A 21,905-nucleotide genomic window follows, 5' to 3' on the forward strand; every position below is an offset into this window, starting at 1 on the left:
ACAAAGCGCCACGGGTCATCCTAAACAGGTGTCCAGTTTTTTCGGGCGTAATTTACCGCGCCCTATCGCATTGTTCACTGCCTATTTACGACGCACAAAAGGGTCACATTCTTCCCCTGAATCCGCCCCTCAGCCTTGCGAAAACGCCAAAAGATTGAGGCGAAAGAAAAGGAATCAATGCATGCTAGGGTTGAGTGACGCACAAATTTCCGAGGAGAAATCCCTGCAGCGCGCCTATCTTTATTGCCTGTGCTTGGGGGCCTTCGGCGCGCACCGTTTCTACTTGGGATATGGCACATCCGCCGCGACACAGCTTGTCGTGACATTGATCGGATTGCTGAGCTTGGCGACCGGCGCCGGGGCAGCGTTTTTGTCATTGATCGGGCTGTGGTTGGTCTATGACCTAGCCGTGATGCCGACCATGATCCGCAGGGTCAATCACCGTGACGCGCCGATCATGGCCTGCGCCGCCACGCGCGCGAACAACCGTGCGTGGCACTGATCGCCCTCGCGCGCATGCCATACCGGGGGGTGTGGCCCTACTCCCCTGACGCCTCTTGCATCACAGGGCGCAGTTTCTCCTCAATGAGACGCTTCGTCAAAGGGCCTGCAAAGCGTGCCAGAACGCGGCCTTCTCCATCGAGAACAAAGGTTTCAGGCACGCCGTAAACACCCCATTCGAGCGCCATCTTGCCCTTCGCATCCGTGCCAATCGCGGCATAGGGCGAACCCAGCTCATCGAGGAATCCTTGCGCTTTTTGCGCGTCGTCCTTGTAGTTGACGCCGTAAATCGCCAGCCCCTCATCCGCGAGATCTTGCAAATTCGGATGCTCGACACGACAAGGCGCACACCAAGACGCCCAGAAATTCACCAGCTTCACGCCGTCTTGCGACAGCATCGCGCTGCTGAACGGTGCCTGCCCCGCCATCGGTTCAACAATCACCGCAGGCGCGGCTTGACCGATCAAGACCGAAGGCAAATCGTTCGGATTTTCACGCGACATGCCCCAGAGGAACATCCCCGCCAATCCCGCAAACACCACCGGAGGCGCGATCATTCCCCATTTAGCCATTCATCTGATCCTTCTTCACCGCGGGCTTCGCCGCCGCTTTCGCCTGCGTCTCTTGCGCGTCCAGCATCCCCTGCGCCTTGCGCGATGCCATCAACGTCTGCGCGACAAGCCCGATGATCAGCACGATCGAGACGCCGTAAGCCGCCAGAACAGTGCCTGCGTATTTCCCCAAATCCACCATCATGCCATCCGCTCCCGTGCCTGCAACGCCGCCAACCTGCGCAACCGGATTTCCGTGCGCGTCCGCACCAGCACCAATGCGACAAACATCAGAATAAATCCGGCAATGCACAGCATCAACGGCAGCCAGAACACATCTGCGACATGCTCTTCCTTATCCAGCGAAAGGGAGGCCCCTTGGTGAAGACCTTGGTTCCAGAAATTGACGGCATAGCGCGAGAGAATGGCGAACACCGATCCCACAAGGCACAGAACCCCCGTCAAATCCGCCGCCGTATCGGGATCATCAATCGCGGACCAAAGCGCAATATACCCCAGATAGAACAAAAACAGGATCAGGAACGATGTCAGCCGTGGATCCCACTCCCACCACGTGCCCCACATCGGCTCGCCCCAGATCGCCCCCGTCAACAGAGCAATCAGCGTCATGACGATCCCCACCGGCGCTGCGGCCTTTGCCGCCAACGCCGACACGTGATGCCGCCGGACCAGCCAAATCAGCGAAGCAACAAGCATCATGACCCAGATGTTGATCGCCATCATCGCGGCCGGCACATGAAGATAGATGATCTTGACCGTTGAGCCTTGCTTGTAATCATCGGGCGTGAAGAAAAAGCCCCAAATCAACCCCGCCACCACGGCAATGATCGCCAAAGGCACGACAACAGGCAGAACCCGATCCGAGGTCTGCATGAATTTCTTTGGATTGGCATATTCCCAGATCGACATGAACCCGACATCTCCTGTTTCGTCGCCCGTTTATCACGGTGCGAACGCAAATCTCTAGCGCAGATTGGCGCGGATTACTGCGGCGGCGGCAAACGGGATCGCCGCGATGGAAAACGCGGTAATCGCCCCCAACATCGCCAAGGCCACCCCGACCGGCAACCCTGCCGCACCGCGCCGCACCAGCTCCGCGCCGAAAATCAAGCTGGGCATATAGAGCGGCAAGACCAGCAGCGACAGCAAAAGCCCCCCCCGTTTCAACCCGACCGTTAGCGCAGCGCCAAACGCCCCGAGCATTGAGAGCGCCGGCGTCCCCAAGCAGAGCGAAAGCGTAAGCCAAGCCGCCGCCTCCCCCTCCAGATGCAGCAAAACACCAAACAGCGGCGCGGCCAGCACCAGCGGCAAACCCGTCGTGATCCAATGGGCCAAGGCTTTCATCGCGACGACCCCTTCCAACGGCAAAGGCGATGTTGCCAGAAGATCGAGCGACCCATCCTCATAATCGAGCGCAAAGATACGATCGAGCGAGAGCAGACAGGCCAAAAGCGCGCCCACCCAAAGCACACCGCCCGCGATCTGCGACAATATCGCCCCGGAAGGCCCAACCCCGAAGGGGATCAACACCACGACGATCAAGAAGAAAGCAAGCCCAAGGCCAAAGCCGCCGCCCGCCCGCATCGCAAGCCGTAAGTCCCTGATCAATAAGGCAATCATATGAATGCCTCGTCAAATCCGCCCGCCAAGCCGCCCGCTTCTGGCGGGCGCGCTTTAAAGGGTGTGAGGTCGACAACCTGCGCATCATGCAGACCGAGATCGATATGCGTGGCGATTAATGCGGAGCCGCCCTGCGCGAGATGGGTGCGCACGGCAGCCGCGAAAAGCGCAACCGAGTCCGCATCAAGCGACACTGTCGGCTCGTCCAGAACCCAAATCGGGCGCCCCGTAACCTTGAGCCGCGCAAGGCCAAGGCGGCGCTTTTGTCCCGCAGAAAGGGTCATGGCCGCGCGATGCTCCAACCCGCGTAGGTTCATCGCATCAAGCGCATCATCCACTCGGTCTGTCGCGTAGACTTCCCCCCAAAACGCCAAGGTTTCTCTGGCGGTCAAAGTGGGTTTGAGCCCGTCCGAGTGGGAGGCATATGCGATCAACTCACTCGCCGTGGCGGCTTGCCCCTCGTGCCCAAACGCGGTGATTTCCCCGCTGAGCGGCGGTTGTAATCCGGCAATCGTTCGCAAAAGCGTGGTTTTTCCAAGCCCGTTCGCCCCGCGCACGATGAGCGCCTGCCCCGCCCCAACGACAAGATCCAACCCCTCCATCAACGCAATCCCGCCGCGCGCCACCGCAACGGACCGCAATCTCAAGGCTGGCGAGGGTTGGGGCGAAGGGCTCAAAGAAACATCCTGACAGGAGACGGTTGGGGTGTTGCGCAAAGACCTATCGAGGGCAAAGCGCGACGGCTTTGATATATGTCAGGCCAACCGCCCTGCCGTGAAAAACTGCGGGCCTGACAAGTCTTATTCCGTTGGGATATCACCCGGCATAGCCAGAAGTGCCGCCGCAACACCGCGCCCCTCCGACAACAAAACATTGTAGGTGCGCGCAGCCGAAGGCGTCGACATCAGCTCGAGGAAAACGCCTGCCGCCTCCAGCCTTCTGCGGAACTCTGCGGGCGGATGGGATATCTCAGGCCCTGTTCCCAAGAACAGGACTTCGAGATCCGATCCGAATTGCAACAACGGGTCGGTGTCACCATACCCCCCCCAGCTTTGAGAACCGCCAGAGTGGATGATGAGATTGCCCGCGCGAACGATGCCGCCCACGCGGAAAAACCCCGGCCCGTACCCATCGATCGGGAGCGCATTGCCAAAATCCGTGTCGAGTAAGGGCATTACTTCGTGCCTTTCGCAGCCTCGGCGGCTTGCTTTTCGGGGTCTTCGGTGAAGAAGGCCGAGCCGCCGTCTTTGGGTTTCTTGTTCCGGTCAAGCCCGATCATCAGCACGATATTCTTGGCCACGAAGACCGACGAATAGGTGCCCACCACAATGCCCCACGTCATCGCGAACACAAAGCCACGGATCACGTCACCGCCCAAAACGAGCAAGCAAATCAAAGCGATCAAGGTTGTACCCGAAGTCATGATCGTGCGCGAGAGGGTCTCGTTCACGGCGAGGTTCATCACCTCGCGCAGCGGCATCATCTTGTATTTGATCAGGTTTTCGCGAAGACGGTCGAATACGACGACCGTGTCGTTGATTGAGTAGCCGATGATCGTCAGCAAAGCGGCGATGATCGTCAGGTCGAATTTGATCTGGAAGGCGGCAAAGATCCCAACCGTGACAACCACGTCATGCACCAGCGCAGCGACCGCGCCCACCGCAAATTGCCACTCAAACCGGAGCCAGATGTAGAACAAAATGGCCACCGTCGCGGCGAGCACCGAATAAACCGCGGTCGAGATTAACTCACCCGAGACTTTCGGCCCGACGGATTCCACGGAGGCAAATACCACCGTCGGATCCACCGATTTCAACGCCTCTTCAGCCGCTTGCGTGATCTCTGGCGTGATGGCTTCATCGCCATCTTGCGCCTGAATCCGGATCATCGCGACGTGCTTGTCGGCCCCGAAGGCAGGATCAAACACCTCGGTAATCGAGACATCCCCCAGATTGAGGGGCGCGAGAGCCGCGCGAAATTCTCCGACATCGGTGGCCTGCGTGCTTTCCGTACGGATCGTCGTGCCGCCGCGGAAATCGATACCAAAATTCAGCCCCATCGTGAGGACGAAGACCAGTGACGCGATCACCATGAGCGCCGACGCGCCAAGCGTCAGCGTTTGGTGTTTAAAGAAGTCCCAATTGGTAACATCGGGGACGAGACGAAGACGGAATGCCATAGCTTTTCCCCTTTATACGGTGATCGTTTTTGGGCGTTTACGCGCGAACCAAATCACGACCATCAGACGCGTGACATAGATCGCGGTGAAGACCGAGGTGATGATCCCGATTGCCAATGTGACGGCGAACCCGCGCACGGGGCCAGACCCCAAAACAAACAAAATGATCGCCGTGATGAAAGTGGTGATATTGGCATCGACGATGGCGGACATGGCCTTTTCATAGCCGATCTCGATCGCCCGCGCAGGCCCTCGCGCCGTCTTCAATTCCTCGCGGATACGCTCGAACACAAGCACGTTCGCGTCGACCGCCATACCGATCGTCAACACAATGCCGGCGATGCCAGGAAGGGTCAACGTACCGCCAATCATCGACAAGATCCCGAAGATCAAAGCCACGTTCACCAGCAACGCGACAGAAGCGAAGACCCCGAACAAGCCATAGCAAGCGATCATAAAGATCACGACAAGGCCCAACCCGATAACAGACGCAAAACGCCCCGCATCGATGCTGTCCTGCCCCAATTCGGGGCCGATGGTGCGTTCTTCGAGGAAGGTCATTTCTGCCGGCAAGGCGCCCGCGCGCAACAAGACGGAGAGGTTGGTCGAGGCTTCAACATCGAAATTGCCGGTGATGATGCCCGATCCGCCCGTGATATGCGCTTGGATTTGCGGTGCGGAGATGACTTTTCCGTCCAGCACGATCGCGAACAATTGGCCCACATTCGCGCCGGTATAATCCCCGAACTTGCGCGCGCCTGACACGTTGAACCGGAACCCGACTGCCGGACGGCCGTTCTGGTCGAACTCAGGGCGGGCGTCGGTCAACTCTTCGCCCGTCACGACGGGCGTATCTTCGAGGGTATAGTAAATGCCATCTTCATCCACGGAGGGTGCGATGAAATTGCCCAAACCCGGCGCGGCATCGGGGTTCGATCCGCGGCTCACGACAGGGTTGAAGGTCAGCTTCGCGGTTGTCCCGATGAGGGCTTTGAGCTCGGCAGCCGAACCGATACCCGGCACCTGGATCAAAATGCGATCTTCGCCTTGGCGCTGGATCGTGGGTTCGCGCGTGCCGACCTCATCGACACGGCGGCGGATGATCTCGAGCGATTGCTGGATCGTGCGCGTATCGGTCGCGGTGCGTTCGGCCTCTGACAATTTGACGACCAATTCGCCGTTTGTCGACGTAATTTCATAATCGGTCTGGCCGACACCGGTCAGCGACACGACCGGCGTGGCAAGAGTGCGGGCAAGTTCCATCGCGCGGGCCATCTGCGTTGGCTCGCCAATCTGAATCCGCAACTCGTCTTGCGGCCCGGGCGCGCGGCGCACGGCGCCGATGACGGCACGCTCGGCGGCAAGCACGCGGCGCAGTTCCGGCCAAAGGCTATCCATCCGCGATTTGTAAACATCCGCGACCTGAACTTCCGCCAGAAGATGCGCCCCGCCGCGCAGATCTAGACCCAGATTGACAAGCCCTGACGGAAGGTAGTCAGGCCATTGTGCGCGCGCTTGCGCCTGTTCTGGTGTCTCGAAACCCGTCTTTTCGACCTGCGCGATCGCATCATTATGCGTCTCGACGCGGCCATAAAACAGGTTCGGAGCGGCTGTGATAATTCCAAGGGCAACGAGCCCCAGAACGATCACCCGCTTCCACATCGGCATCTGGATCATGCTTGCCTCATTTGGCGTTGGCGCACGGCGGCGCAATCTTGGTGGCGGTGCGGCCCACCTCGCAAGGCGGTGCCGCACCAAGACAAATCAGCCCCGACCCAAGGATCGAGGCTGGAGATATCAGTTCGCGGCAGGCTCGGTGCGCGAAACAACTTGAGCAACGGCGGATTTGATCATCTTGACCTTAACGCCGGTTGCAATTTCGACTTCGATCGAGCCGTCGTCGTTGACCTTGGACACTTTGCCCATGATCCCGCTTTGACCGATGATGTCATCGCCACGACGAAGTGCTTCGACCATCGCCTTGTGCTCTTTGGCTTTTTTCTGCTGTGGGCGGATCATCAGGAAATACATGATCGCGAAGATCAGGATCAGCGGGATAAACTGACCAAGCGCACCAGCGCCTCCAACAGGGGATGCAGCTTGCGCAAATGCGGGCGTGACGAACATTTAAGGTCCTTTCCTATGGCCTCTTTTGGGCCTTTGTTTCCTATAGGGGGAACCCCCCAAATATCGCCGCGAACCCTATCCGCGCCTCACAGCGAAGGCAAGGCAGGCTCACGTGATTTGCAGCTATGACCGCGGGGGCGAAGTGCAAGGCCTGCCCCGCGCATTTCAACGATTTATCTGCACGACAGGCGGTTTAAAGGGCAAATCGTCGCAGCCGAGCACGCCTGCCGCCGCGATGTTTCAGCCCGCAGGCAGCGCCCGCTCGATAAGCCGCGCAAAGAAGCTCGCCCCGATCGGCGCAGCCTCGTCATTGAAATCGAACGCCGGATGATGCAGCCCCGCGCCCGGCCCCGTTCCCAAGAACAGATAGGCCCCGGGACGCGCCTCAAGCATATAGGAAAAATCTTCCGCGCCCATTTCGCGCGCGCCGTCCGCATCCACTTTGCCCGACACATCCCGCGCTACCTCGGCCGCAAAAGCGACCGAGTCGGCGTCATTCACCGTCGGTGGGTAGAGACGATCATACCGCACCTGCGCCGTCACGCCAAAAGCCGCCGCCTGCCCCGCAACGATGTCGCGGATGCGCGTCTCGGCCAGATCGCGGATCGCGGGATCGAAGCTGCGCACGGTCAGGCAAAGCTGGCCGGTCTCAGGAATGATATTCGTCGCGGTGCCCGCATGGATCTGCGTCACCGTCACCACAAGGGCGTCATTGGTGGAGATATTGCGCGACGTGATAGTCTGCAACGCACTGACCATCATCGCCATGGCCGGCACAGGATCGATGCAATCTTGCGGCATGGCCCCGTGACCACCGCGTCCCGTGACATCAATCCACACCGTATCCACCGCCGCCATATAGGGGCCGGTGCGGGTGACGAACTCGCCAAATTCGATATTGGGTGCGTTATGAATCGCGTAGACCTCGCGGATATCGAAGCGATCCATAATCCCTTCGCGCACCATCACATCCGCGCCGCCGCCTTCCTCTTCCGCAGGCTGGAAAATGAGCGCCGCTGTTCCGGCAAAATTACGCGTCTCGGCCAGATAGGCCGCCGCGCCCAAGAGCATTGTCGTGTGGCCATCATGCCCGCAGGCATGCATTTTCCCCTCATGCTCAGACGCATATTCCGCGCCCGTCGTCTCGGTGATCGGCAAGGCATCCATATCCGCGCGCAGCCCGATCACCGCGCCATTCGCGCCGTCACGACCGTGGATCAATGCAACCATGCCGCTGCCGGCGATGCCCTCATGCAGCTCGTCCACGCCGAACTCGCGCAGCTTTTCGGCCACAAAAGCCGCGGTCTTTGGCAGGGTAAATTCCAGCTCCGGCATCCGGTGCAGCGTCCTGCGCCACTCCGTCATTTGGGGAGCGAGGGCGGCGATACGGTTCAGAACGGGCATGGCTGGACTTCTTTATGAGGCGAAAGGTAGGGTCGCGCCACAATCGCCCTGCTTTAGAGGTTTCGCAATGTCCAAATCGCCCGCCCGGCCAAACTTCCCCGCAACTGTGTTCGACACATCCACCTCCGGCGCGGATCAGATGATGCGGCTTTTGGCGATCATGGAGGCGCTGCGAGATCCCGATCACGGCTGCCCTTGGGATATCGAACAGGATTTTGCCTCGATCGCGCCCTACACAATCGAGGAGGCCTATGAGGTTGCCGATGCGATTTCGCGCGGCGATATGAAGGAGTTACGCGGCGAGTTGGGGGATCTGTTGCTACAGGTCGTCTATCACGCGCAAATCGGTACCGAGGCGGGCCATTTCACCTTCGCGCAGATCGCCGCCGCGATCTCAAACAAGATGATCGCGCGCCATCCGCATGTTTTCGGCGATGAGAGCCGCGAAAAATCGGCCGCGCAGCAGACCGCGGATTGGGAGGCGATCAAAGCGCAAGAGCGCGCCGCCGCGCAAGAGGACAAAGATGCGGCGCCGGTCGGGGTGCTCGACGGGGTGGCCCTAGGTCTGCCTGCCGCGCTGCGCGCGCTGAAATTGCAAAAGCGGGCCGCGCGGGTGGGGTTTGATTGGCCGTCGACCGATGAGGTGCTCGACAAGGTTCAAGAGGAAGCGCGCGAATTGGTGGAGGCGCGCGACAGCTTAGGGCCTGATGAAATCGCGGAAGAATTCGGGGATCTGATGTTTGTTATGGTCAATCTCGGGCGTCACCTTGGTGTTGACGCGGAGGCGGCCCTGCGCGGCGCGAACGACAAATTCACGCGGCGTTTCAAATACATAGAGGCCGAACTTCGCGAAAAAGGTTCCTCCCCGAGCCAAAGTGATCTGGCGGAGATGGACGCGCTTTGGAACGCCGCCAAGCGGATTGATAAGGGGCTGGTATAACCTGCCCTCAGCCCTCAGCCGCCTGTGCGCCCAAGCGCACCGCCTGCAAAGCCGCGTCGTAATCGCTCAAATCACCACCCGACGCGCGCTCCGACAAAATCCGTTTCCACTGGCGGGCATTGGGTCGGCCGTGGAACAACCCGAGCATGTGCCGCGTAAATTGATGAAGCTTGCCGCCCCGTTCCATATGACGGGCAATGTGCGCGCGCATGATATCCGCGATTTCGAACGGATCCCGCGCCAGACCATCAACCCCGAACACCGCATCCGCCTCGCCTAGAATGTTGAACGGCTCGTGATAGGCCGCGCGCCCGATCATCACACCGTCCATCCCCTGCGCGAGCAGCTCTTTCGCCGCATCAAGCGTGGCCACGCCGCCATTGATCGACAGATCGAGATGCGGAAACTCCGCCTTCATGTCTTTCACAAGCTCGTAATCCAGAGGCGGAATTTCGCGGTTATCTTTGGGCGAAAGCCCCTGAAGCCACGCCTTACGCGCATGGATCGTGAACCGATTGACCCCCGCCGCCGCGACCGTCTCCAAAAAGCGCGGTAGGATATCGCGCGGTTCTTGATCGTCCACCCCGATCCGGCATTTGACCGTCACCGCGACATCCGACTGCGCCCGCATTGCCGCGACACAGTCCGCGACAAGATCCGGCGTCTTCATCAAAACGGCCCCGAACGCGCCCGATTGGACACGGTCGGACGGGCAGCCGCAGTTCAGGTTGATCTCGTCATACCCCCAATCGCCCGCGATACGGACAGCCTCCCCCAGCTCGCGCGGATCAGAGCCGCCAAGCTGCAACGCAATGGGATGCTCCGCCTCGTGATAATCCAGCAAAAGATTGCGTTTACCGTTGATCACCGCCGGTGCGGTGACCATCTCGGTATAAAGCAGGCTGTGACGCGAAATCTCTCGGTGAAACAACCGGCAGTTCCGATCTGTCCAGTCCATCATCGGCGCAACGGATAGACGGCGCGCCTCGAGAGCTGCGTTTTTCACTGCTACATCAGTCATCTTGTGCGGGTCTCTCTCGGCCGTGATCAATTCATGTGCGCGGTCAGCCCAGAGTCAGGCCCTCCGTCCCACGGTGATCCAAACAGGGTCACCCCGTAGAACACGGTCAGGCAAGGCATGCCCAGCCCGCGCGCGCATCTCTATAGGGTTTTGACGCCCGATCGTCCACCGAGTCTCTTGATCGGGCAAACCCTTGTCACAGACCGACGCCGCGGACCGTCACCCCGCCGCGTTTTGATCTCGGAGCGATCCTTGCTTTGCACGCAAACGCACGTCGTGCTTTGCACGCAAGCTCAAGACGTCGTGTAGCTTTCGAGCACCGGACGATCGTTCTTCTTCAAACGTTCGACCAGCTTTTTCTGCCGCGCGGCATCGGGGATATGGCAGGCCGAGCGGACCGAGATATTCGCCTCCATCACATCGGGGAAGATCAACTTCAGCTCGTCAATCGCCGCCGGCGTCAGGCTATCGAGCGCCATCTGCCCCAATAGCATCGACTCCGCCGGTGCCCCCTCGGCATAGAGAACCTCGTGATCGTCGAGCAGGATGTGGATATAATCGAAATCCGCGACCGTCGTGTCCACATAGATCCCGTTCAAGCAGGTCAGCCGGATGGAAGGAAGCAACACATCCGTCACCCCGAACATTCGCTGCACGACGTTTGAGCTGGCAAGGAGGCGGTGCTGGCGCGATAGCCACAGGTCTTTGTGCGGAAGGCCGCTCCCCAATGCATCCTGCCGGATGCAAACCGGGGCGTAGAGCGCGTTCGCCTTGATATCGGCCGCGCTCACATGCCGCCGCGCAATCCAACGTATCGGTTTTGGCCCGTTTGCCGTCGTCACAAGATCGCCAATCGCGAGATCACAGGCCCGAACCGACCCGTTCGGCGTTGCGATGCCCGTCGACCCCGTGAAGCACACCAGCAAGGACACATTGTCCAAGACTGCGCCAAGCCCGTCCGCGTTATCACCCAGCTCGGTGAAGCGGATCGTATAATCCCCGTCAGACGGAAACTCGACGCTGGTGGTAAATGTCTGATAAGCGGCCTCTGTCGGATAGATATTTTGCTTGAACAGCACGTTGCCCGAGCTATCCAAAATCTCGACACGAAAACCGTCGACATTTGCAGTGGCCCCGCCGTTGCTGCTGCGCAAGGCGAAATCGAAGCTCAAACTTCCGGTATGTGCAGCATCGACGGTGAAGGTCTGTTGCACAACGGTGACTTGGCCCTGTCCCCCGTTCATCTCTGCGACCCGCCCGTACTCTGCGGTCGTGCCAGCCAAGTAGACGTCAGACTCGCGCGTCTCTATGTCTGTTCCGGTCCAGCTCACGGCACTCGTATTCGTGCTGTCTGAAAAGTCACCGTTTAATATCAACTGGGTAGCAGCCATAGGATCTCACTCCACGAACGAATATCGCACCACCGCCAAGCGCGGTCGCTTTGAGGGTCATTACATACTTAACAAAGTGTTACAAATTAGACCGAGGTCGGGCCTAAGCGCGACGGCCATCGCGCGCACTGTCAGGTCCGCAGGTTAAAAACCCGTAAATTACAGGGGACTGCACGCAAAACTGATGCGCCCCGCCCAACGCCGTGACGTTTGCGCGCGATCAAACATCCGTGATGCACCATCCGCGTGATGCTCCGCAGCACCCTCACCGCAGCGCGGCATATAGGTGTTGTTTCCCCGATAGTTTCGCACCACAAAATACGCATAAGAGAGTTCGGTTATTGTCATCCGAGCAACCCACTTAAGACCCAATGAGGTTTTCGATGAAAGTTTTATGCCTGTCGCTGCTCGCGTTTCTCCCGCCGCTTTCGGCGATCTCCCAGACCGTTGAGCTCACCCCCGCCGAGACTGCCCAACCGAACGCGATCCCCGACACGGAAGGCTTGATCGGGGCGGATAATCCCGACCGTCTCGTGGACGAGATGCAACGCCTCGGGTACCGCGCACAATTGACGACCGACGAATACGGCGATCCGAAGATCCTCTCCGCCGCCGCAGGCAGCAATTTTGCGGTCTATTTCTATGGCTGCGAGGACGGGCAATCATGCACTTCGATTCAGTTTTCATCCGGTTTTGATACGGACGACGGTCGTGATTTGTCCGTTGCGAATGAGTGGAATGAGAATAACCGCTACGGGAAGGCCTATCTCGACAGCGAACGCGATCCCTTTCTCGAGATGGATATGAGCATGACCGGCGGGATCAGCGCCGATCTCTTTGCCGAGAACCTCCGCATTTGGGACATTGTCTTGGCCGAATACAAAGAACATATCGGCTGGTAGGCCTGTTGCGGGGGCGGGATCACAACACTCGACCTGAGACACAACCGGCCGTGCCCTCTCCCGCATCAAAACGCGAAAATCAGGCCGCATGCCCTGAAATTTGACTTGCTAATACTGCAGCGCGGCGTAGCGTGACACCATGCCAGCACCGATGACGATCAACACCAATGCCGTTGCCCACACGCCCCTTGAAGATGCTCAAGGGCTGGCGATTGGCTGTTTTTTGACATCTGTCGGGCTGGTTTTCCTCACGCAGCTTGGCTTTCTGACGGGGCAAACAGCTGGAATCGCCCTCCTCATCGCCTATCCAATGGGGTGGCCATTCGGGTTGGTATTCTCGCTCATCAACGTGCCGTTTTATTTCTTCGCATACAAACGCTTAGGCCTCGAATTCACGGTTAAAAGCGTGTTTTGCGTGACTGCTGTCTCCCTGCTGTCGGATCAATTGCCGCGATTTATCGTCTTTGAGCGTCTCGATCCGATCATCGGCACGCTGGTGTTCGGGGTCACCGTCGGCCTCGGCCTGCTCGCCTGTTTCCGTCACAAGGGATCACTTGGCGGGATGGGGGTGCTTGCGCTGCTTGTTCAAGACAGCACGGGGTTCAAGGCGGGCTATACGCAGATCATCGTTGATGTGGTGATTTTCACGATCGCGATGTTCATATTCCCTGCATCGGTTGTCGCGTATTCATTCCTTGGCGCGCTTGTGTTGAACGGGGTGATCGCGTTCAACCATCGGCGTGACCGCTACCTCGCCCCGTAAGCGCGTATTCGGCGCGTCAGGATGGCAAGGCACGCCGAGCTTCCCCGATATGTCGGGGCGATTTAGCGCGCGAAGCTGATCGGGAGCGAGAAGCTGAAGCTGCCCCCGCCCAACCCTTTTGGCGCAGCAGGGAAGTTGCCCGCGCGCTGCACAGACTCGAGCGCCGCCGCATCCAGCGCCGCATTTCCAGAGGATTGCGCCAAAGAGACCCCCGCGAGCGCCCCTGACGAGGTCACCGTCAACCGCACGACCGCACGACCGGACGCGCGACCGGCCGCAGAAGGGTAGCGTTTGCGCCGCTCAATCCGCGCGCGGATCGATGCGCCCCAACTCGCGCGCAGGTCGTTTTGTTGCGCCTTGGAAACCGTCGCCGCCTGCGCCGCGCCGCCTGCGCCGGCAGATGCCCCCCCGCCCGATCCGGCGGCCCGTTGCTCCTGCGCGCCCGCCTGTTGCACACGGCTCGGGGCGGAGGCTTTCGGCGCAGGCGGTTGCGCAACGCGCTTGGGGGTGGCTTTGGGCGGGGTCACTTTGCGGGCGGGCTTGGGGGGCGGCTTGATCGTTGCCACCTGCGGAATCGTGGGCGCAGATTGCAACACTGCCAGATCAGGCATCGGCGGCAGGGCCTCAATCGGCACGGCTGGCGCGGGCAGGTCAATCTGCGGCGGAGATTGCGGCAAATCGAGGGCCTGATCGGGCAATTGCGGGCTATCAAACGCCTCGATCATCGATGTCAGCGTCGCATTGCCAGCTTCGACAGATACGAGCGCCTCGCCGCCCTCCCCCGACGACATCGCAGAACCTTCTACCGCGCCAAACCCGAAAGCCGCCGCGTGGAGCGCGAGCGAGACCGCCGCACAGCCCCCGAAGATCAACTTGCCCTGCACTGCGCGGCTCATATCCCGCCCTCATTCGGCGCAACCGCATCCGCACTGCGCGTCACCAGAGCGACATCGACAAAACCCGCAATCGAGAGCGCCCCGATCAACCGCGCGAGATCGGGAACCGCAAGCCCTGCATCCGCCCGAACCAGCAACTCTGGCGGACGCGCCTCGCAGTCGTCAGTTCCACAATATGCTTCCCGCGCAGCGCGCAACGCCGCCAAAACCTCCGCGCGCCCCGCCTCCTCTGCGCCCAGAACATCCCGATACGCGAGAGCCCCCTGCGCATCGACAAAGAGTGTGAATGTGCCATTCGCCTCCTCGGCCAAAATAGCCTCGGGGCTTTCGACCTCCATCGGCGCGGGGGGAGTCATCTCCGCCGAAATCAGAAAGAAAATCAGCAGCAAGAACACGACATTAATCATCGGCAGTAGAGTGTCGCCGCCCCTGCGCGGCTCGTCATCAACGATCTGCATCATTCCACCACCACCAATCGCGTCACGCCCGCGGCGCGCAAGTGATCCATAACATTAACCAGATCCTGCGTGCTCGCCCCGCGCCCGCGCAGCGCCACCGGATCTTCATCACCCGCCATCAACATCCGTAGCTGCGGCGCCAGGTCACCGCTCGGCAATGTCGATCCATTCAGCTTGACCGCGCCCCCCTCACCCACGTCAACAAGACGCAAAGGGCCCTCCCACGCAGCACCCGCGCCACCGCCCGTCAATAACGGGATCGAGACATCGCGGGAGAATTGCGAGGACAGCATGAAAAATACGAGAAGCAAAAACACCACGTCAATCATCGGCGTCAAATCGGGACGGCGGCGGCGTGTCGGGGCTTCGATCACGAACATATTTTCATCTCGCAAAGCATTGAAAAGGGAGGACGCTGCGCAGCGTCACGCCAATGGCGCGGGCGCATTGGCCGACGGATCGCCGCGGACCACCGATGCAGCGTTGGCCGAGACATCCGGCAGCTTGCTGTGCGGCCGCGGGACAAACACGCGAGTCGCGCAATCCTCCATGTCGTGACGCACCCGCGCGATGATGGCATCGAACCAAGCCAATGCAATCTGCGCCGGAATAGCGACGGCCATCCCTGCAGCGGTGGTCAAAAGGGCCTCCCAAATACCGCCTGCAAGCGTCGCGGGATCGGCACGGGTTCCGGCCTCTTGTAGGGCTTGAAACGCTGAAATCATGCCCGTTACCGTCCCGAACAAACCAAGCAAAGGGCCGATCGTCGCAAAAAGCTCCAAGGCGCGCAGGCCGGATCGGGCGCGCTCCAACAGGTTTCGCGCCACGCGCAAGGTCTCGGATTGCGCTGCCTCATTGGTAAGTCCAGGATCACTCGCGGCAAGCATCGCCGCATGCGCGAGACGCGCGCGCAATGATCGCCGCTTGGCGACGATGGCAACCGCCTCGGCCCGCGCGCCGCGCGCCCAAAGCACCAAGGCGCGATCCGTTTGCGCCCCGCCCGACCAAGCACCGAACCACAAAAGCTGGAGCACCTTCCAAAGCGCGACCGCCACCGTCAGAACCGACAAGGCTGCAATCGCCCACATCGCGGGTCCGCCCATCGTGACGAATCCGGTCAGTTTTTCAAAACCATCAGAGAAGGATAAATTCGGCACGGCGCACCTTTAAAATTGATTGTTTTACTCAAGTATTTTGACGCGCCTCGACTGTCAACCCTGATGGCATGCCAATTGATCGCGCAAAGGCACGGTTTGGCGGATCTAGACACCGGATAGATTTTCAATACTGACAATAACTACAATGAGTTACGGATATACTCGCGCAATGCCGCGCCCCGATCACCGAAGGCGGGCCTTGCGGTTGTCTTGCGCCTGACGAAAGAGCTGCATGTAGCGCGGCGCGACAGCCGATAAGCTATAGTGCGCCCGCGCGAGACGACTCGCCGCCCTACTATACCGTGCGCGGCGCTCGGGATCGGCCTGCAAGGCGTGCACCGCTTCAATCCAGGCGTCATCATCATCCGGCAAAAGCTGGCCGTTGACGTCGTCCATGATCAGCTCGGCCGTATAGCCGCGATCTGGCGCAAGAACACAGCCCCCACGGCCCAGAATCTCGACCAAACCCCAATTCGCAACGCCGAATTTCAACGGATAAAGAAACAGATCTATCGCTTTGATACGTTTGACGAATTCATCATAGGGAAGCGGCCCGGGAAACTCGATCACGTCCGCCGCCGCAGGGTAGCAGCGCATCAGATGATCACAGAAATTAACGCTCTCGGTCCCGTATTTCCGCTGAACCCATTGCGCCTCAAATCCGTAAGTCGTGACACCCGCACCGCCCAGAGCGACGAATTTCGCATCTGTGCCCGACGTGACCAGACGGTCTACCAGCCGAACATAGGTTTCGAACCCTTTCGAACTCGACAAATCGCGCGCCGAGAACCCGATGGTGAAGGGCCGTTCCCTCGCGCTCCCAAGCGCCGCGTCATCCGCATCGGTTGGCGGCTCCGCCCCAGATCCACCGAGGCTCGCAGCCCCCTGCACACGCGAAATCCGCACGGGATCGGGGCCGAACTCGAATCCCTCAAGCTGTACTTCGATATTGCCCTGCAAGGCCTTGGGAAACATCTGTTTGGCGTGACGGCTCGGGCAAATCACCAGATCACTGCGCAGCGCCTGATGCAGGTTCAGCATCTCGGTGTTTTTATCGCCCATCCGTTGGGCGAGATCGGGCGGATACTTCGGATCCCATCCGTGCGCCTGATAGCTCGGGAATTCGATGTAGCTCACGATGGCCGCGTCAATTTCGTCATAGAGGAAATGCGGCGCGCCCCAGAGCGAGTGGGCGACAATCACGTCAATCTTCTTGGTCTTCTGGAATTCCAGTAGCGACTTTAGCACCCCCCGCCCGATCCGCGCCGACCGCTCGACCTTGGCGGAATAATAATATCCCTGCGGCCCGATGATCTTTCCATCCGGCGTAAAGCTGAGCAGATGATCGGCGTGTTGCGGATTGTTCGCGCAATGCCCCGGCGTGGTCAGAAAGTAGCTCTCGGCCTGCCCCGTTTCGCGCAAATAGGCGCAGAGCCGCCCGAACTGACCGGGATAGACAGCACCAACGAAAACGATGACGGGTTTGGCCACGGGCAGGTAATCCTTATGGGGTGTGGTCCGCCAGCAAGGCGCGGCGGGTTGGCACGCAAACCATAAATTTGCGCCGACAGCTTCGCAAGGGCGTGCAACTGGCTGCATCCGCCAGCCGTGACACAAGCGAGGGGCAAAATGCAAAAAGCGCACCCGAAAGTGCGCTAAGCGTTTGATCTTCTTAAATGGTCGGGGCGGTAGGATTCGAACCTACGACCCTCTGGTCCCAAACCAGATGCGCTACCAGGCTGCGCTACGCCCCGACTAAGCGTGTCTCTAGAGTATTGTTTTGGGGAGGGAAAGACCCATTCGACAAGAAATCGACGAAGAATGAAATTATTTTTAGCGGCAGGCTTTTTTCGCCGTACGTGAGGCAAAAAATCGACCCGTTTACGCGCAAGGTGCGAGCGCTTTGTCTTGGGGAACATCGGGGTGACGCAAGACGTCGCCGGCTGTGAGGCCGAGCTTTGCAGCAAGTCCGCCTTGAATTTCCAAGACAAATTGCGCCTTCCCTTCGGAGGGCAAAGCGTCCTCGCGCAAAGGCTGCGCCGAGGCCACAATGTTGAGCAACTCCCCCGCGCCATCGAAGAACATAATATCTAAGGGGATAAGCGTGTTCTTCATCCAAAACGCGCGGGACGCCTCGGTTTCGTAGACAAACAGCATTCCCGCGCTTGACGAGATCGAGTCGCGGAACATTAACCCTTGCGCGCGTTCCGCCTCGTCATCGGCGATCTCGATACGAAACTGCGCGCGTTTGCGCCCGTCCGCCCCCAAAATCACCGCGGCGTCCAAATCGCAACGCGGGGCAGCGCGGGGCGACTCCTGAACAGGCACGCCGTTTGCCGATTGCGCGGCCACCGGACCGCCCAAAAGCAAAACGGCGAGCATGAGCCCGCCACCGACTAAAGAGGAAATCTGCGGCAGGCCAACGCTCCGGACCGAGCGCTGATCAACCGACCTCGATGGCGCTCGTCGCTCCATGGTCAGCGACCGCTGCGCAACGCAGCTTCCCACGACAACACCTGCGCCGCCATGCGCCCGCGCTTGCCCTCAATGATCCGCAAGCAAATTGCTTCGCCCGGGCCGAGATCCGCAAAACCGGAGCGACGTAAAACTTCGATATGGATAAACACGTCTTCGGGCCGGCCAAAGACATTCGCAAAGCCGAAGCCTTTCGCCTTATCAAACCATTTGACGCGCGAAGGCTCGAGAGGGAGCGCATTGATCTCGGCCATATCGGCCTCGCTCAAATCCTCAATCGGCGCGCCTTCCTCACCTTCTGGAGGCGTGATGGTGAGAACCTCAACCGCCTGAGCGCCGCGCGGCGTGCTTTGGATCACGACATCGATCAACGCGTTATCCGCGATGGACCCCTGCCCGAAATTGCGCAAGACATTTGCATGCAGCAAAATATCAGGACCGCCCTCATCATCCAAGATGAAGCCAAATCCCTTGGTAGGATCGAACCATTTGACACGGCCACTCGCCTGTCTGAGGTCGGATTGCTCTCCGCTCATTCTTCCCGTCCTGTTCTTCCCCAGCCAGACTCGCTTCTCATAGAGCTACGTGAGGGTGCAAGCGCAAAAGTAAGGTATTCCATACTGCCACCCTGTCCTTTTGGGTAGGTGATTTGCAAGACTTTTTTAAAATCATGGATTTAGCCGCGTTACGTCCCAGTCGGATTCTAGGCTATACCTTCTCCAAACAAAGCGATCATGCAACCGGAAAGCCCCATCCGCCCAGAATTCTATCTCTAAAGGCTGTATCCTCACACCGCCCCAAAACGGTGGCCGCTTGGGATTTGCGCCTTTTTGCGCTGTGATTTTTGCCACTTCGGCAATCAAATGCGTGCGCGACGTCAAAGGCTGTGACTGGTCAGACGCCCATGCGCCTAGACGGCTCTTGATCGAGCGCGACATGTAATAGGCATCTGCTTGCGGCCCCTCCTCACGCGAGGTGACCCCGCGCACGCGAATCTGACGGCGCAGTGATTTCCAATGCATAACGAAAGCGGCCTTACCCGCCCCTTCGGCCTCGCGCGCCTTGGGTGAGCCGTAATTTGTATAGAAAACGAAACCGCCAAAGGGGTTGTTTTCAGCCGGTTGCGGTTCGATCTCTTTGAGCAAAACCATCCGCGCATTGGGCATCCCGTCCGAGTCTACCGTCGACAGCGCGATCGCATTGGGATCGTTGATCTCGGTTGCCTCAGCCTCTTTCAGCCAGCGCTGCGCGATTTCAAAAGGGTCCGCCCCCACAAAAATTCCGTCCCGGTCACTCATACTCATCATCCTTCCGAAGCAGTCTCCCTGCCTCATGGTCACGTGCGTCCGCCCCGCAAAAGCGCACCAAGAGACTGCGCGTTTCGCTCCGCTTCCATCGCTCGCTATTGTCACGCCCTCGGCATTCGCCTAATGCTTTCCTCTACAAAGAAAGCGTGAGGGGCAGACATGTCAAGCCAAGCAAACGTAAGCAATCTGATGGCCGGCAAACGCGGGCTGATCATGGGGCTCGCAAATGACAAATCCATCGCATGGGGCATTGCGAAAGCTTGCGCTGATGCGGGGGCTGAAATGGCGTTCTCCTATCAGGGCGAAGCGTTGAAAAAGCGCGTTGAGCCGCTTGCCGCCTCCATCGGCTCCGATCTCATGGTCGAATGCGACGTCACCAACGACGCCTCCATGGACGCGCTGTTCAAAGCACTTGAGGACAAATGGGGCACGATCGATTTCGTCGTTCACGCAATTGGCTTCTCCGACAAGGCAGAGCTGCGCGGACGCTACGTTGATACCTCCTCGGCAAACTTCCAGATGACGATGGATATCTCCGTCTATTCCTTTACCGCCGTTTGCGCGCGCGCGGCGAAGCTGATGCCGAACGGCGGCTCGCTGCTCACCCTCACCTATTACGGTGCCGAACAAGTCATGCCGCATTACAATGTGATGGGCGTCGCCAAAGCGGCATTGGAGGCTTCTGTAAAATATATCGCGGAAGATCTCGGCAAAGACGGGATCCGCTGCAACGCGATCTCCGCAGGCCCAATCAAAACCCTGGCCGCGTCGGGGATTGGCGATTTCCGTTACATCATGAAATGGAACGAGCTCAATTCGCCATTGCGCCGCAATGTCACCCAAGAAGAAGTCGGGAAAGCCGCCCTGTACCTTCTGTCCGATCTGGGCTCGGGCACGACGGGCGAGAACCTTCATGTGGACGCCGGCTATCACGTCGTCGGCATGAAAGCTGTTGATGCGCCCGATATCGACGTTGTGACGGGCCGCAAAGACTAATCCTATCAGGAGTAAGAGCATGACGCTCGCCGCCTTCATTGCGATCTATTTCGTCCATTTGGCGGCGGCGATCTCGCCCGGCCCTGCTGTGCTTCTGGCGGCGCGCACCTCGCTGCGCGAAGGGATGGCGCGGGGGGTTTACCTGTCGATCGGGATCGGCCTAGGCGCTTGCATCTGGGCTTTGGCGGCGCTGTTCGGCCTTGCGGTTGTGTTTCAGATCGCACCGATCTTGCTCACCGTATTGAAGGTCGTCGGCGCGCTATATCTGGGTTATCTCGCGTATAAAATGTGGCGCCACGCCGCCGAGCCACTGGAAATGACCCTGAAAGAGACCGGCAAAGCGCCGCGATCAAACTTCGGAATGGTCATGCTGGGGATCACAACACAGCTCGCCAATCCCAAGCCGGCCGTATTTTTCGGTGCGATTTTCGTCGGTTTTGTGCCGCCGCACCCGCCGATTTGGGCCGTCGCCGTGATCCTCGCGATCATCTTCGTCAATGACGCCGGTTGGAACGTCATTGTCAGCCGCATCTTCTCGCTCGAACGCACCCGTAAGGGGTATTTGAGCCTGAAAACTATTATTGACCGGACCTTCGGGGGCCTCCTCGCCCTTCTCGGTCTGAAAATCGCACTCACCTGAGGACAACACAATGACCACCGATGACCGCTTGCCCCACGAAAAAGGCTTTCATGTAAGCTGGGATCAGCTTCACCGCGACGCCCGCGCCCTCGCGTGGCGTCTGGACGGAAAAGGTCCGGATGACGGCGCTTGGAAAGCTGTCGTAGGGATCACGCGCGGCGGGTTAGTGCCCGCGATGATCGTGGCGCGCGAGCTTGATGTGCGTGTTGTGGATACGATTTCCGTCCAGAGCTACTCGCACCAAGCGCAACGCGAAGCGCGCGTCACCAAATCCCCTCAGGCTGATTTGATGGGCGATGGCACCGGTATCTTGATCGTTGATGATCTGGTCGATACCGGAAAGACACTAGAACTCGTGCGGCAACTCTACCCCAACGCGCATTTCGCGACAGTTTATGCGAAACCGAAGGGCAATCCGCTCGTGGACACCTATGTTACAGAAGTCAGTCAAGATACTTGGATCTTCTTCCCGTGGGATATGGCGCTGCAATATGTCCAACCTTTCCGCGGCAAGGATTAATCCAGTCGCGGCGTCAGGCTTACGGCCTATCGTTTC

The 21,905-nt window shown here is 59.4% G+C and carries 27 protein-coding genes and 1 tRNA gene; 7 read left to right on the top strand and 21 right to left on the bottom strand.

Annotation, left to right across the window (positions count from 1 at the left end; all coding sequences use genetic code 11):
• Positions 1 to 181 precede the first annotated feature (181 nt).
• Complete coding sequence (locus tag SJY32_RS08285; protein ID WP_376873758.1) at positions 182 to 502, top strand: NINE protein; 321 nt, start codon at positions 182 to 184, stop codon at positions 500 to 502.
• A gap of 37 nt (positions 503 to 539) precedes the next feature.
• Here SJY32_RS08285 and SJY32_RS08290 read toward each other — a convergent pair whose 3' ends face one another.
• From SJY32_RS08290 to SJY32_RS08335, 10 genes are all read right to left on the bottom strand, one after another.
• A complete protein-coding gene (locus tag SJY32_RS08290) occupies positions 540 to 1,073 on the bottom strand; it encodes a DsbE family thiol:disulfide interchange protein (RefSeq protein WP_376873760.1) in 534 nt (177 codons plus the stop codon).
• A complete protein-coding gene (ccmD, locus tag SJY32_RS08295; RefSeq protein ID WP_376873762.1) occupies positions 1,066 to 1,257 on the bottom strand; it encodes a heme exporter protein CcmD in 192 nt (63 codons plus the stop codon). The genes SJY32_RS08290 and ccmD overlap by 8 nt, the downstream gene beginning before the upstream one ends.
• Positions 1,254 to 1,982, bottom strand: a complete 729-nt coding sequence (locus tag SJY32_RS08300; protein WP_376873764.1) for a heme ABC transporter permease — start codon at positions 1,980 to 1,982, stop codon at positions 1,254 to 1,256. Before SJY32_RS08300 ends, ccmD begins: the two co-directional genes overlap by 4 nt.
• Before the next feature lie 54 nt (positions 1,983 to 2,036).
• Positions 2,037 to 2,693, bottom strand: coding sequence for a heme exporter protein CcmB (ccmB, locus tag SJY32_RS08305; protein WP_376873766.1), 657 nt, complete (start codon positions 2,691 to 2,693; stop codon positions 2,037 to 2,039).
• Complete coding sequence (gene ccmA, locus SJY32_RS08310) at positions 2,690 to 3,370, bottom strand: heme ABC exporter ATP-binding protein CcmA (protein WP_376873768.1); 681 nt, start codon at positions 3,368 to 3,370, stop codon at positions 2,690 to 2,692. Before ccmA ends, ccmB begins: the two co-directional genes overlap by 4 nt.
• Positions 3,371 to 3,493: 123 nt before the next feature.
• Positions 3,494 to 3,868: an Mth938-like domain-containing protein gene (locus SJY32_RS08315; RefSeq protein WP_376873770.1), complete on the bottom strand. Its 375-nt coding sequence runs from the start codon at positions 3,866 to 3,868 to the stop codon at positions 3,494 to 3,496.
• Positions 3,868 to 4,872: a protein translocase subunit SecF gene (secF, locus tag SJY32_RS08320; protein WP_376873772.1), complete on the bottom strand. Its 1,005-nt coding sequence runs from the start codon at positions 4,870 to 4,872 to the stop codon at positions 3,868 to 3,870. The genes SJY32_RS08315 and secF overlap by 1 nt, the downstream gene beginning before the upstream one ends.
• A 12-nt stretch (positions 4,873 to 4,884) precedes the next feature.
• A complete protein-coding gene (gene secD / locus SJY32_RS08325) occupies positions 4,885 to 6,549 on the bottom strand; it encodes a protein translocase subunit SecD (RefSeq protein ID WP_376873774.1) in 1,665 nt (554 codons plus the stop codon).
• A 120-nt stretch (positions 6,550 to 6,669) separates the two neighbouring features.
• The gene (gene yajC, locus SJY32_RS08330) at positions 6,670 to 6,999 is read right to left on the bottom strand and encodes a preprotein translocase subunit YajC (protein WP_376873776.1); all 330 of its coding nucleotides are present in this window, start codon (positions 6,997 to 6,999) and stop codon (positions 6,670 to 6,672) included.
• 240 nt (positions 7,000 to 7,239) lie between these two features.
• Positions 7,240 to 8,403, bottom strand: a complete 1,164-nt coding sequence (locus SJY32_RS08335) for a M20 aminoacylase family protein (RefSeq protein WP_376873778.1) — start codon at positions 8,401 to 8,403, stop codon at positions 7,240 to 7,242.
• 67 nt (positions 8,404 to 8,470) lie between these two features.
• On the opposite strand from SJY32_RS08335, the gene mazG reads away from it, so the two are divergent.
• A complete protein-coding gene (mazG, locus tag SJY32_RS08340; RefSeq protein ID WP_376873780.1) occupies positions 8,471 to 9,343 on the top strand; it encodes a nucleoside triphosphate pyrophosphohydrolase in 873 nt (290 codons plus the stop codon).
• Between the two features lie 7 nt (positions 9,344 to 9,350).
• Here mazG and dusA read toward each other — a convergent pair whose 3' ends face one another.
• Both dusA and SJY32_RS08350 read right to left on the bottom strand, forming a co-directional pair.
• On the bottom strand, positions 9,351 to 10,364 hold the full coding sequence (gene dusA / locus SJY32_RS08345) for a tRNA dihydrouridine(20/20a) synthase DusA (RefSeq protein ID WP_376873782.1): 1,014 nt from the start codon (positions 10,362 to 10,364) through the stop codon (positions 9,351 to 9,353).
• Positions 10,365 to 10,657: 293 nt separating this feature from the next.
• On the bottom strand, positions 10,658 to 11,755 hold the full coding sequence (locus tag SJY32_RS08350) for a Hint domain-containing protein (protein ID WP_376873784.1): 1,098 nt from the start codon (positions 11,753 to 11,755) through the stop codon (positions 10,658 to 10,660).
• 383 nt (positions 11,756 to 12,138) lie between these two features.
• On the opposite strand from SJY32_RS08350, the gene SJY32_RS08355 reads away from it, so the two are divergent.
• Entirely contained in the window at positions 12,139 to 12,657 is a 519-nt protein-coding gene (locus SJY32_RS08355) for a YbjN domain-containing protein (protein ID WP_376873786.1), read from the top strand.
• A 139-nt stretch (positions 12,658 to 12,796) separates the two neighbouring features.
• On the top strand, positions 12,797 to 13,420 hold the full coding sequence (locus tag SJY32_RS08360; protein ID WP_376873788.1) for a YitT family protein: 624 nt from the start codon (positions 12,797 to 12,799) through the stop codon (positions 13,418 to 13,420).
• Positions 13,421 to 13,482: 62 nt separating this feature from the next.
• Here SJY32_RS08360 and SJY32_RS08365 read toward each other — a convergent pair whose 3' ends face one another.
• From SJY32_RS08365 to pdxH, 9 genes are all read right to left on the bottom strand, one after another.
• Positions 13,483 to 14,316, bottom strand: coding sequence for a TonB family protein (locus SJY32_RS08365; RefSeq protein WP_376873790.1), 834 nt, complete (start codon positions 14,314 to 14,316; stop codon positions 13,483 to 13,485).
• Positions 14,313 to 14,777, bottom strand: a complete 465-nt coding sequence (locus tag SJY32_RS08370) for an ExbD/TolR family protein (RefSeq protein WP_376873792.1) — start codon at positions 14,775 to 14,777, stop codon at positions 14,313 to 14,315. Before SJY32_RS08370 ends, SJY32_RS08365 begins: the two co-directional genes overlap by 4 nt.
• Complete coding sequence (locus SJY32_RS08375) at positions 14,774 to 15,154, bottom strand: ExbD/TolR family protein (RefSeq protein WP_376873794.1); 381 nt, start codon at positions 15,152 to 15,154, stop codon at positions 14,774 to 14,776. The genes SJY32_RS08370 and SJY32_RS08375 overlap by 4 nt, the downstream gene beginning before the upstream one ends.
• 45 nt (positions 15,155 to 15,199) lie before the next feature.
• Positions 15,200 to 15,931 (bottom strand): MotA/TolQ/ExbB proton channel family protein, encoded by a 732-nt coding sequence (locus SJY32_RS08380; RefSeq protein ID WP_376873796.1) that lies wholly within the window; start codon positions 15,929 to 15,931, stop codon positions 15,200 to 15,202.
• Positions 15,932 to 16,114: 183 nt separating this feature from the next.
• A complete protein-coding gene (locus SJY32_RS08385) occupies positions 16,115 to 17,422 on the bottom strand; it encodes a glycosyltransferase (RefSeq protein WP_376873798.1) in 1,308 nt (435 codons plus the stop codon).
• Between the two features lie 186 nt (positions 17,423 to 17,608).
• Positions 17,609 to 17,685 (bottom strand) — tRNA-Pro (locus SJY32_RS08390).
• A 127-nt stretch (positions 17,686 to 17,812) separates the two neighbouring features.
• A complete protein-coding gene (locus SJY32_RS08395) occupies positions 17,813 to 18,313 on the bottom strand; it encodes a DUF192 domain-containing protein (protein ID WP_376873799.1) in 501 nt (166 codons plus the stop codon).
• 95 nt (positions 18,314 to 18,408) lie between these two features.
• Positions 18,409 to 18,942, bottom strand: coding sequence for a cold-shock protein (locus tag SJY32_RS08400; RefSeq protein ID WP_376873801.1), 534 nt, complete (start codon positions 18,940 to 18,942; stop codon positions 18,409 to 18,411).
• A 132-nt stretch (positions 18,943 to 19,074) separates the two neighbouring features.
• A complete protein-coding gene (pdxH, locus tag SJY32_RS08405; protein ID WP_376873803.1) occupies positions 19,075 to 19,704 on the bottom strand; it encodes a pyridoxamine 5'-phosphate oxidase in 630 nt (209 codons plus the stop codon).
• A gap of 168 nt (positions 19,705 to 19,872) precedes the next feature.
• Between pdxH and fabI the strand changes: the two genes are divergently transcribed.
• From fabI to gpt, 3 genes are read left to right on the top strand one after another with little or no spacing between them, the layout of a single operon-like run.
• Entirely contained in the window at positions 19,873 to 20,709 is an 837-nt protein-coding gene (fabI, locus tag SJY32_RS08410) for an enoyl-ACP reductase FabI (RefSeq protein WP_376873805.1), read from the top strand.
• 19 nt (positions 20,710 to 20,728) lie between these two features.
• Positions 20,729 to 21,349, top strand: coding sequence for a LysE family translocator (locus SJY32_RS08415; RefSeq protein WP_376873807.1), 621 nt, complete (start codon positions 20,729 to 20,731; stop codon positions 21,347 to 21,349).
• 10 nt (positions 21,350 to 21,359) lie between these two features.
• On the top strand, positions 21,360 to 21,869 hold the full coding sequence (gene gpt, locus SJY32_RS08420) for a xanthine phosphoribosyltransferase (protein ID WP_376873809.1): 510 nt from the start codon (positions 21,360 to 21,362) through the stop codon (positions 21,867 to 21,869).
• The last annotated feature ends 36 nt before the right edge of the window (positions 21,870 to 21,905 follow it).

Source organism: Albirhodobacter sp. R86504 (genome assembly GCF_042466415.1).
In the GTDB taxonomy this organism is placed as follows: Bacteria; Pseudomonadota; Alphaproteobacteria; order Rhodobacterales; family Rhodobacteraceae; genus Albirhodobacter.

Bases quoted from the DNA above. Each gene is read 5' to 3' on its own strand.
- SJY32_RS08285 (WP_376873758.1), top strand. From the start codon at position 182: ATGCTAGGGTTGAGTGACGCACAAATTTCCGAGGAGAAATCCCTGCAG.
- SJY32_RS08290 (WP_376873760.1), bottom strand. From the start codon at position 1,073: ATGGCTAAATGGGGAATGATCGCGCCTCCGGTGGTGTTTGCGGGATTG.
- ccmD (WP_376873762.1), bottom strand. From the start codon at position 1,257: ATGATGGTGGATTTGGGGAAATACGCAGGCACTGTTCTGGCGGCTTAC.
- SJY32_RS08300 (WP_376873764.1), bottom strand. From the start codon at position 1,982: ATGTCGATCTGGGAATATGCCAATCCAAAGAAATTCATGCAGACCTCG.
- ccmB (WP_376873766.1), bottom strand. From the start codon at position 2,693: ATGATTGCCTTATTGATCAGGGACTTACGGCTTGCGATGCGGGCGGGC.
- SJY32_RS08315 (WP_376873770.1), bottom strand. From the start codon at position 3,868: ATGCCCTTACTCGACACGGATTTTGGCAATGCGCTCCCGATCGATGGG.
- secF (WP_376873772.1), bottom strand. From the start codon at position 4,872: ATGGCATTCCGTCTTCGTCTCGTCCCCGATGTTACCAATTGGGACTTC.
- secD (WP_376873774.1), bottom strand. From the start codon at position 6,549: ATGATCCAGATGCCGATGTGGAAGCGGGTGATCGTTCTGGGGCTCGTT.
- yajC (WP_376873776.1), bottom strand. From the start codon at position 6,999: ATGTTCGTCACGCCCGCATTTGCGCAAGCTGCATCCCCTGTTGGAGGC.
- SJY32_RS08335 (WP_376873778.1), bottom strand. From the start codon at position 8,403: ATGCCCGTTCTGAACCGTATCGCCGCCCTCGCTCCCCAAATGACGGAG.
- mazG (WP_376873780.1), top strand. From the start codon at position 8,471: ATGTCCAAATCGCCCGCCCGGCCAAACTTCCCCGCAACTGTGTTCGAC.
- dusA (WP_376873782.1), bottom strand. From the start codon at position 10,364: ATGACTGATGTAGCAGTGAAAAACGCAGCTCTCGAGGCGCGCCGTCTA.
- SJY32_RS08350 (WP_376873784.1), bottom strand. From the start codon at position 11,755: ATGGCTGCTACCCAGTTGATATTAAACGGTGACTTTTCAGACAGCACG.
- SJY32_RS08355 (WP_376873786.1), top strand. From the start codon at position 12,139: ATGAAAGTTTTATGCCTGTCGCTGCTCGCGTTTCTCCCGCCGCTTTCG.
- SJY32_RS08360 (WP_376873788.1), top strand. From the start codon at position 12,797: ATGCCAGCACCGATGACGATCAACACCAATGCCGTTGCCCACACGCCC.
- SJY32_RS08365 (WP_376873790.1), bottom strand. From the start codon at position 14,316: ATGAGCCGCGCAGTGCAGGGCAAGTTGATCTTCGGGGGCTGTGCGGCG.
- SJY32_RS08370 (WP_376873792.1), bottom strand. From the start codon at position 14,777: ATGATGCAGATCGTTGATGACGAGCCGCGCAGGGGCGGCGACACTCTA.
- SJY32_RS08375 (WP_376873794.1), bottom strand. From the start codon at position 15,154: ATGTTCGTGATCGAAGCCCCGACACGCCGCCGCCGTCCCGATTTGACG.
- SJY32_RS08395 (WP_376873799.1), bottom strand. From the start codon at position 18,313: ATGCTCGCCGTTTTGCTTTTGGGCGGTCCGGTGGCCGCGCAATCGGCA.
- SJY32_RS08400 (WP_376873801.1), bottom strand. From the start codon at position 18,942: ATGAGCGGAGAGCAATCCGACCTCAGACAGGCGAGTGGCCGTGTCAAA.
- pdxH (WP_376873803.1), bottom strand. From the start codon at position 19,704: ATGAGTGACCGGGACGGAATTTTTGTGGGGGCGGACCCTTTTGAAATC.
- fabI (WP_376873805.1), top strand. From the start codon at position 19,873: ATGTCAAGCCAAGCAAACGTAAGCAATCTGATGGCCGGCAAACGCGGG.
- SJY32_RS08415 (WP_376873807.1), top strand. From the start codon at position 20,729: ATGACGCTCGCCGCCTTCATTGCGATCTATTTCGTCCATTTGGCGGCG.
- gpt (WP_376873809.1), top strand. From the start codon at position 21,360: ATGACCACCGATGACCGCTTGCCCCACGAAAAAGGCTTTCATGTAAGC.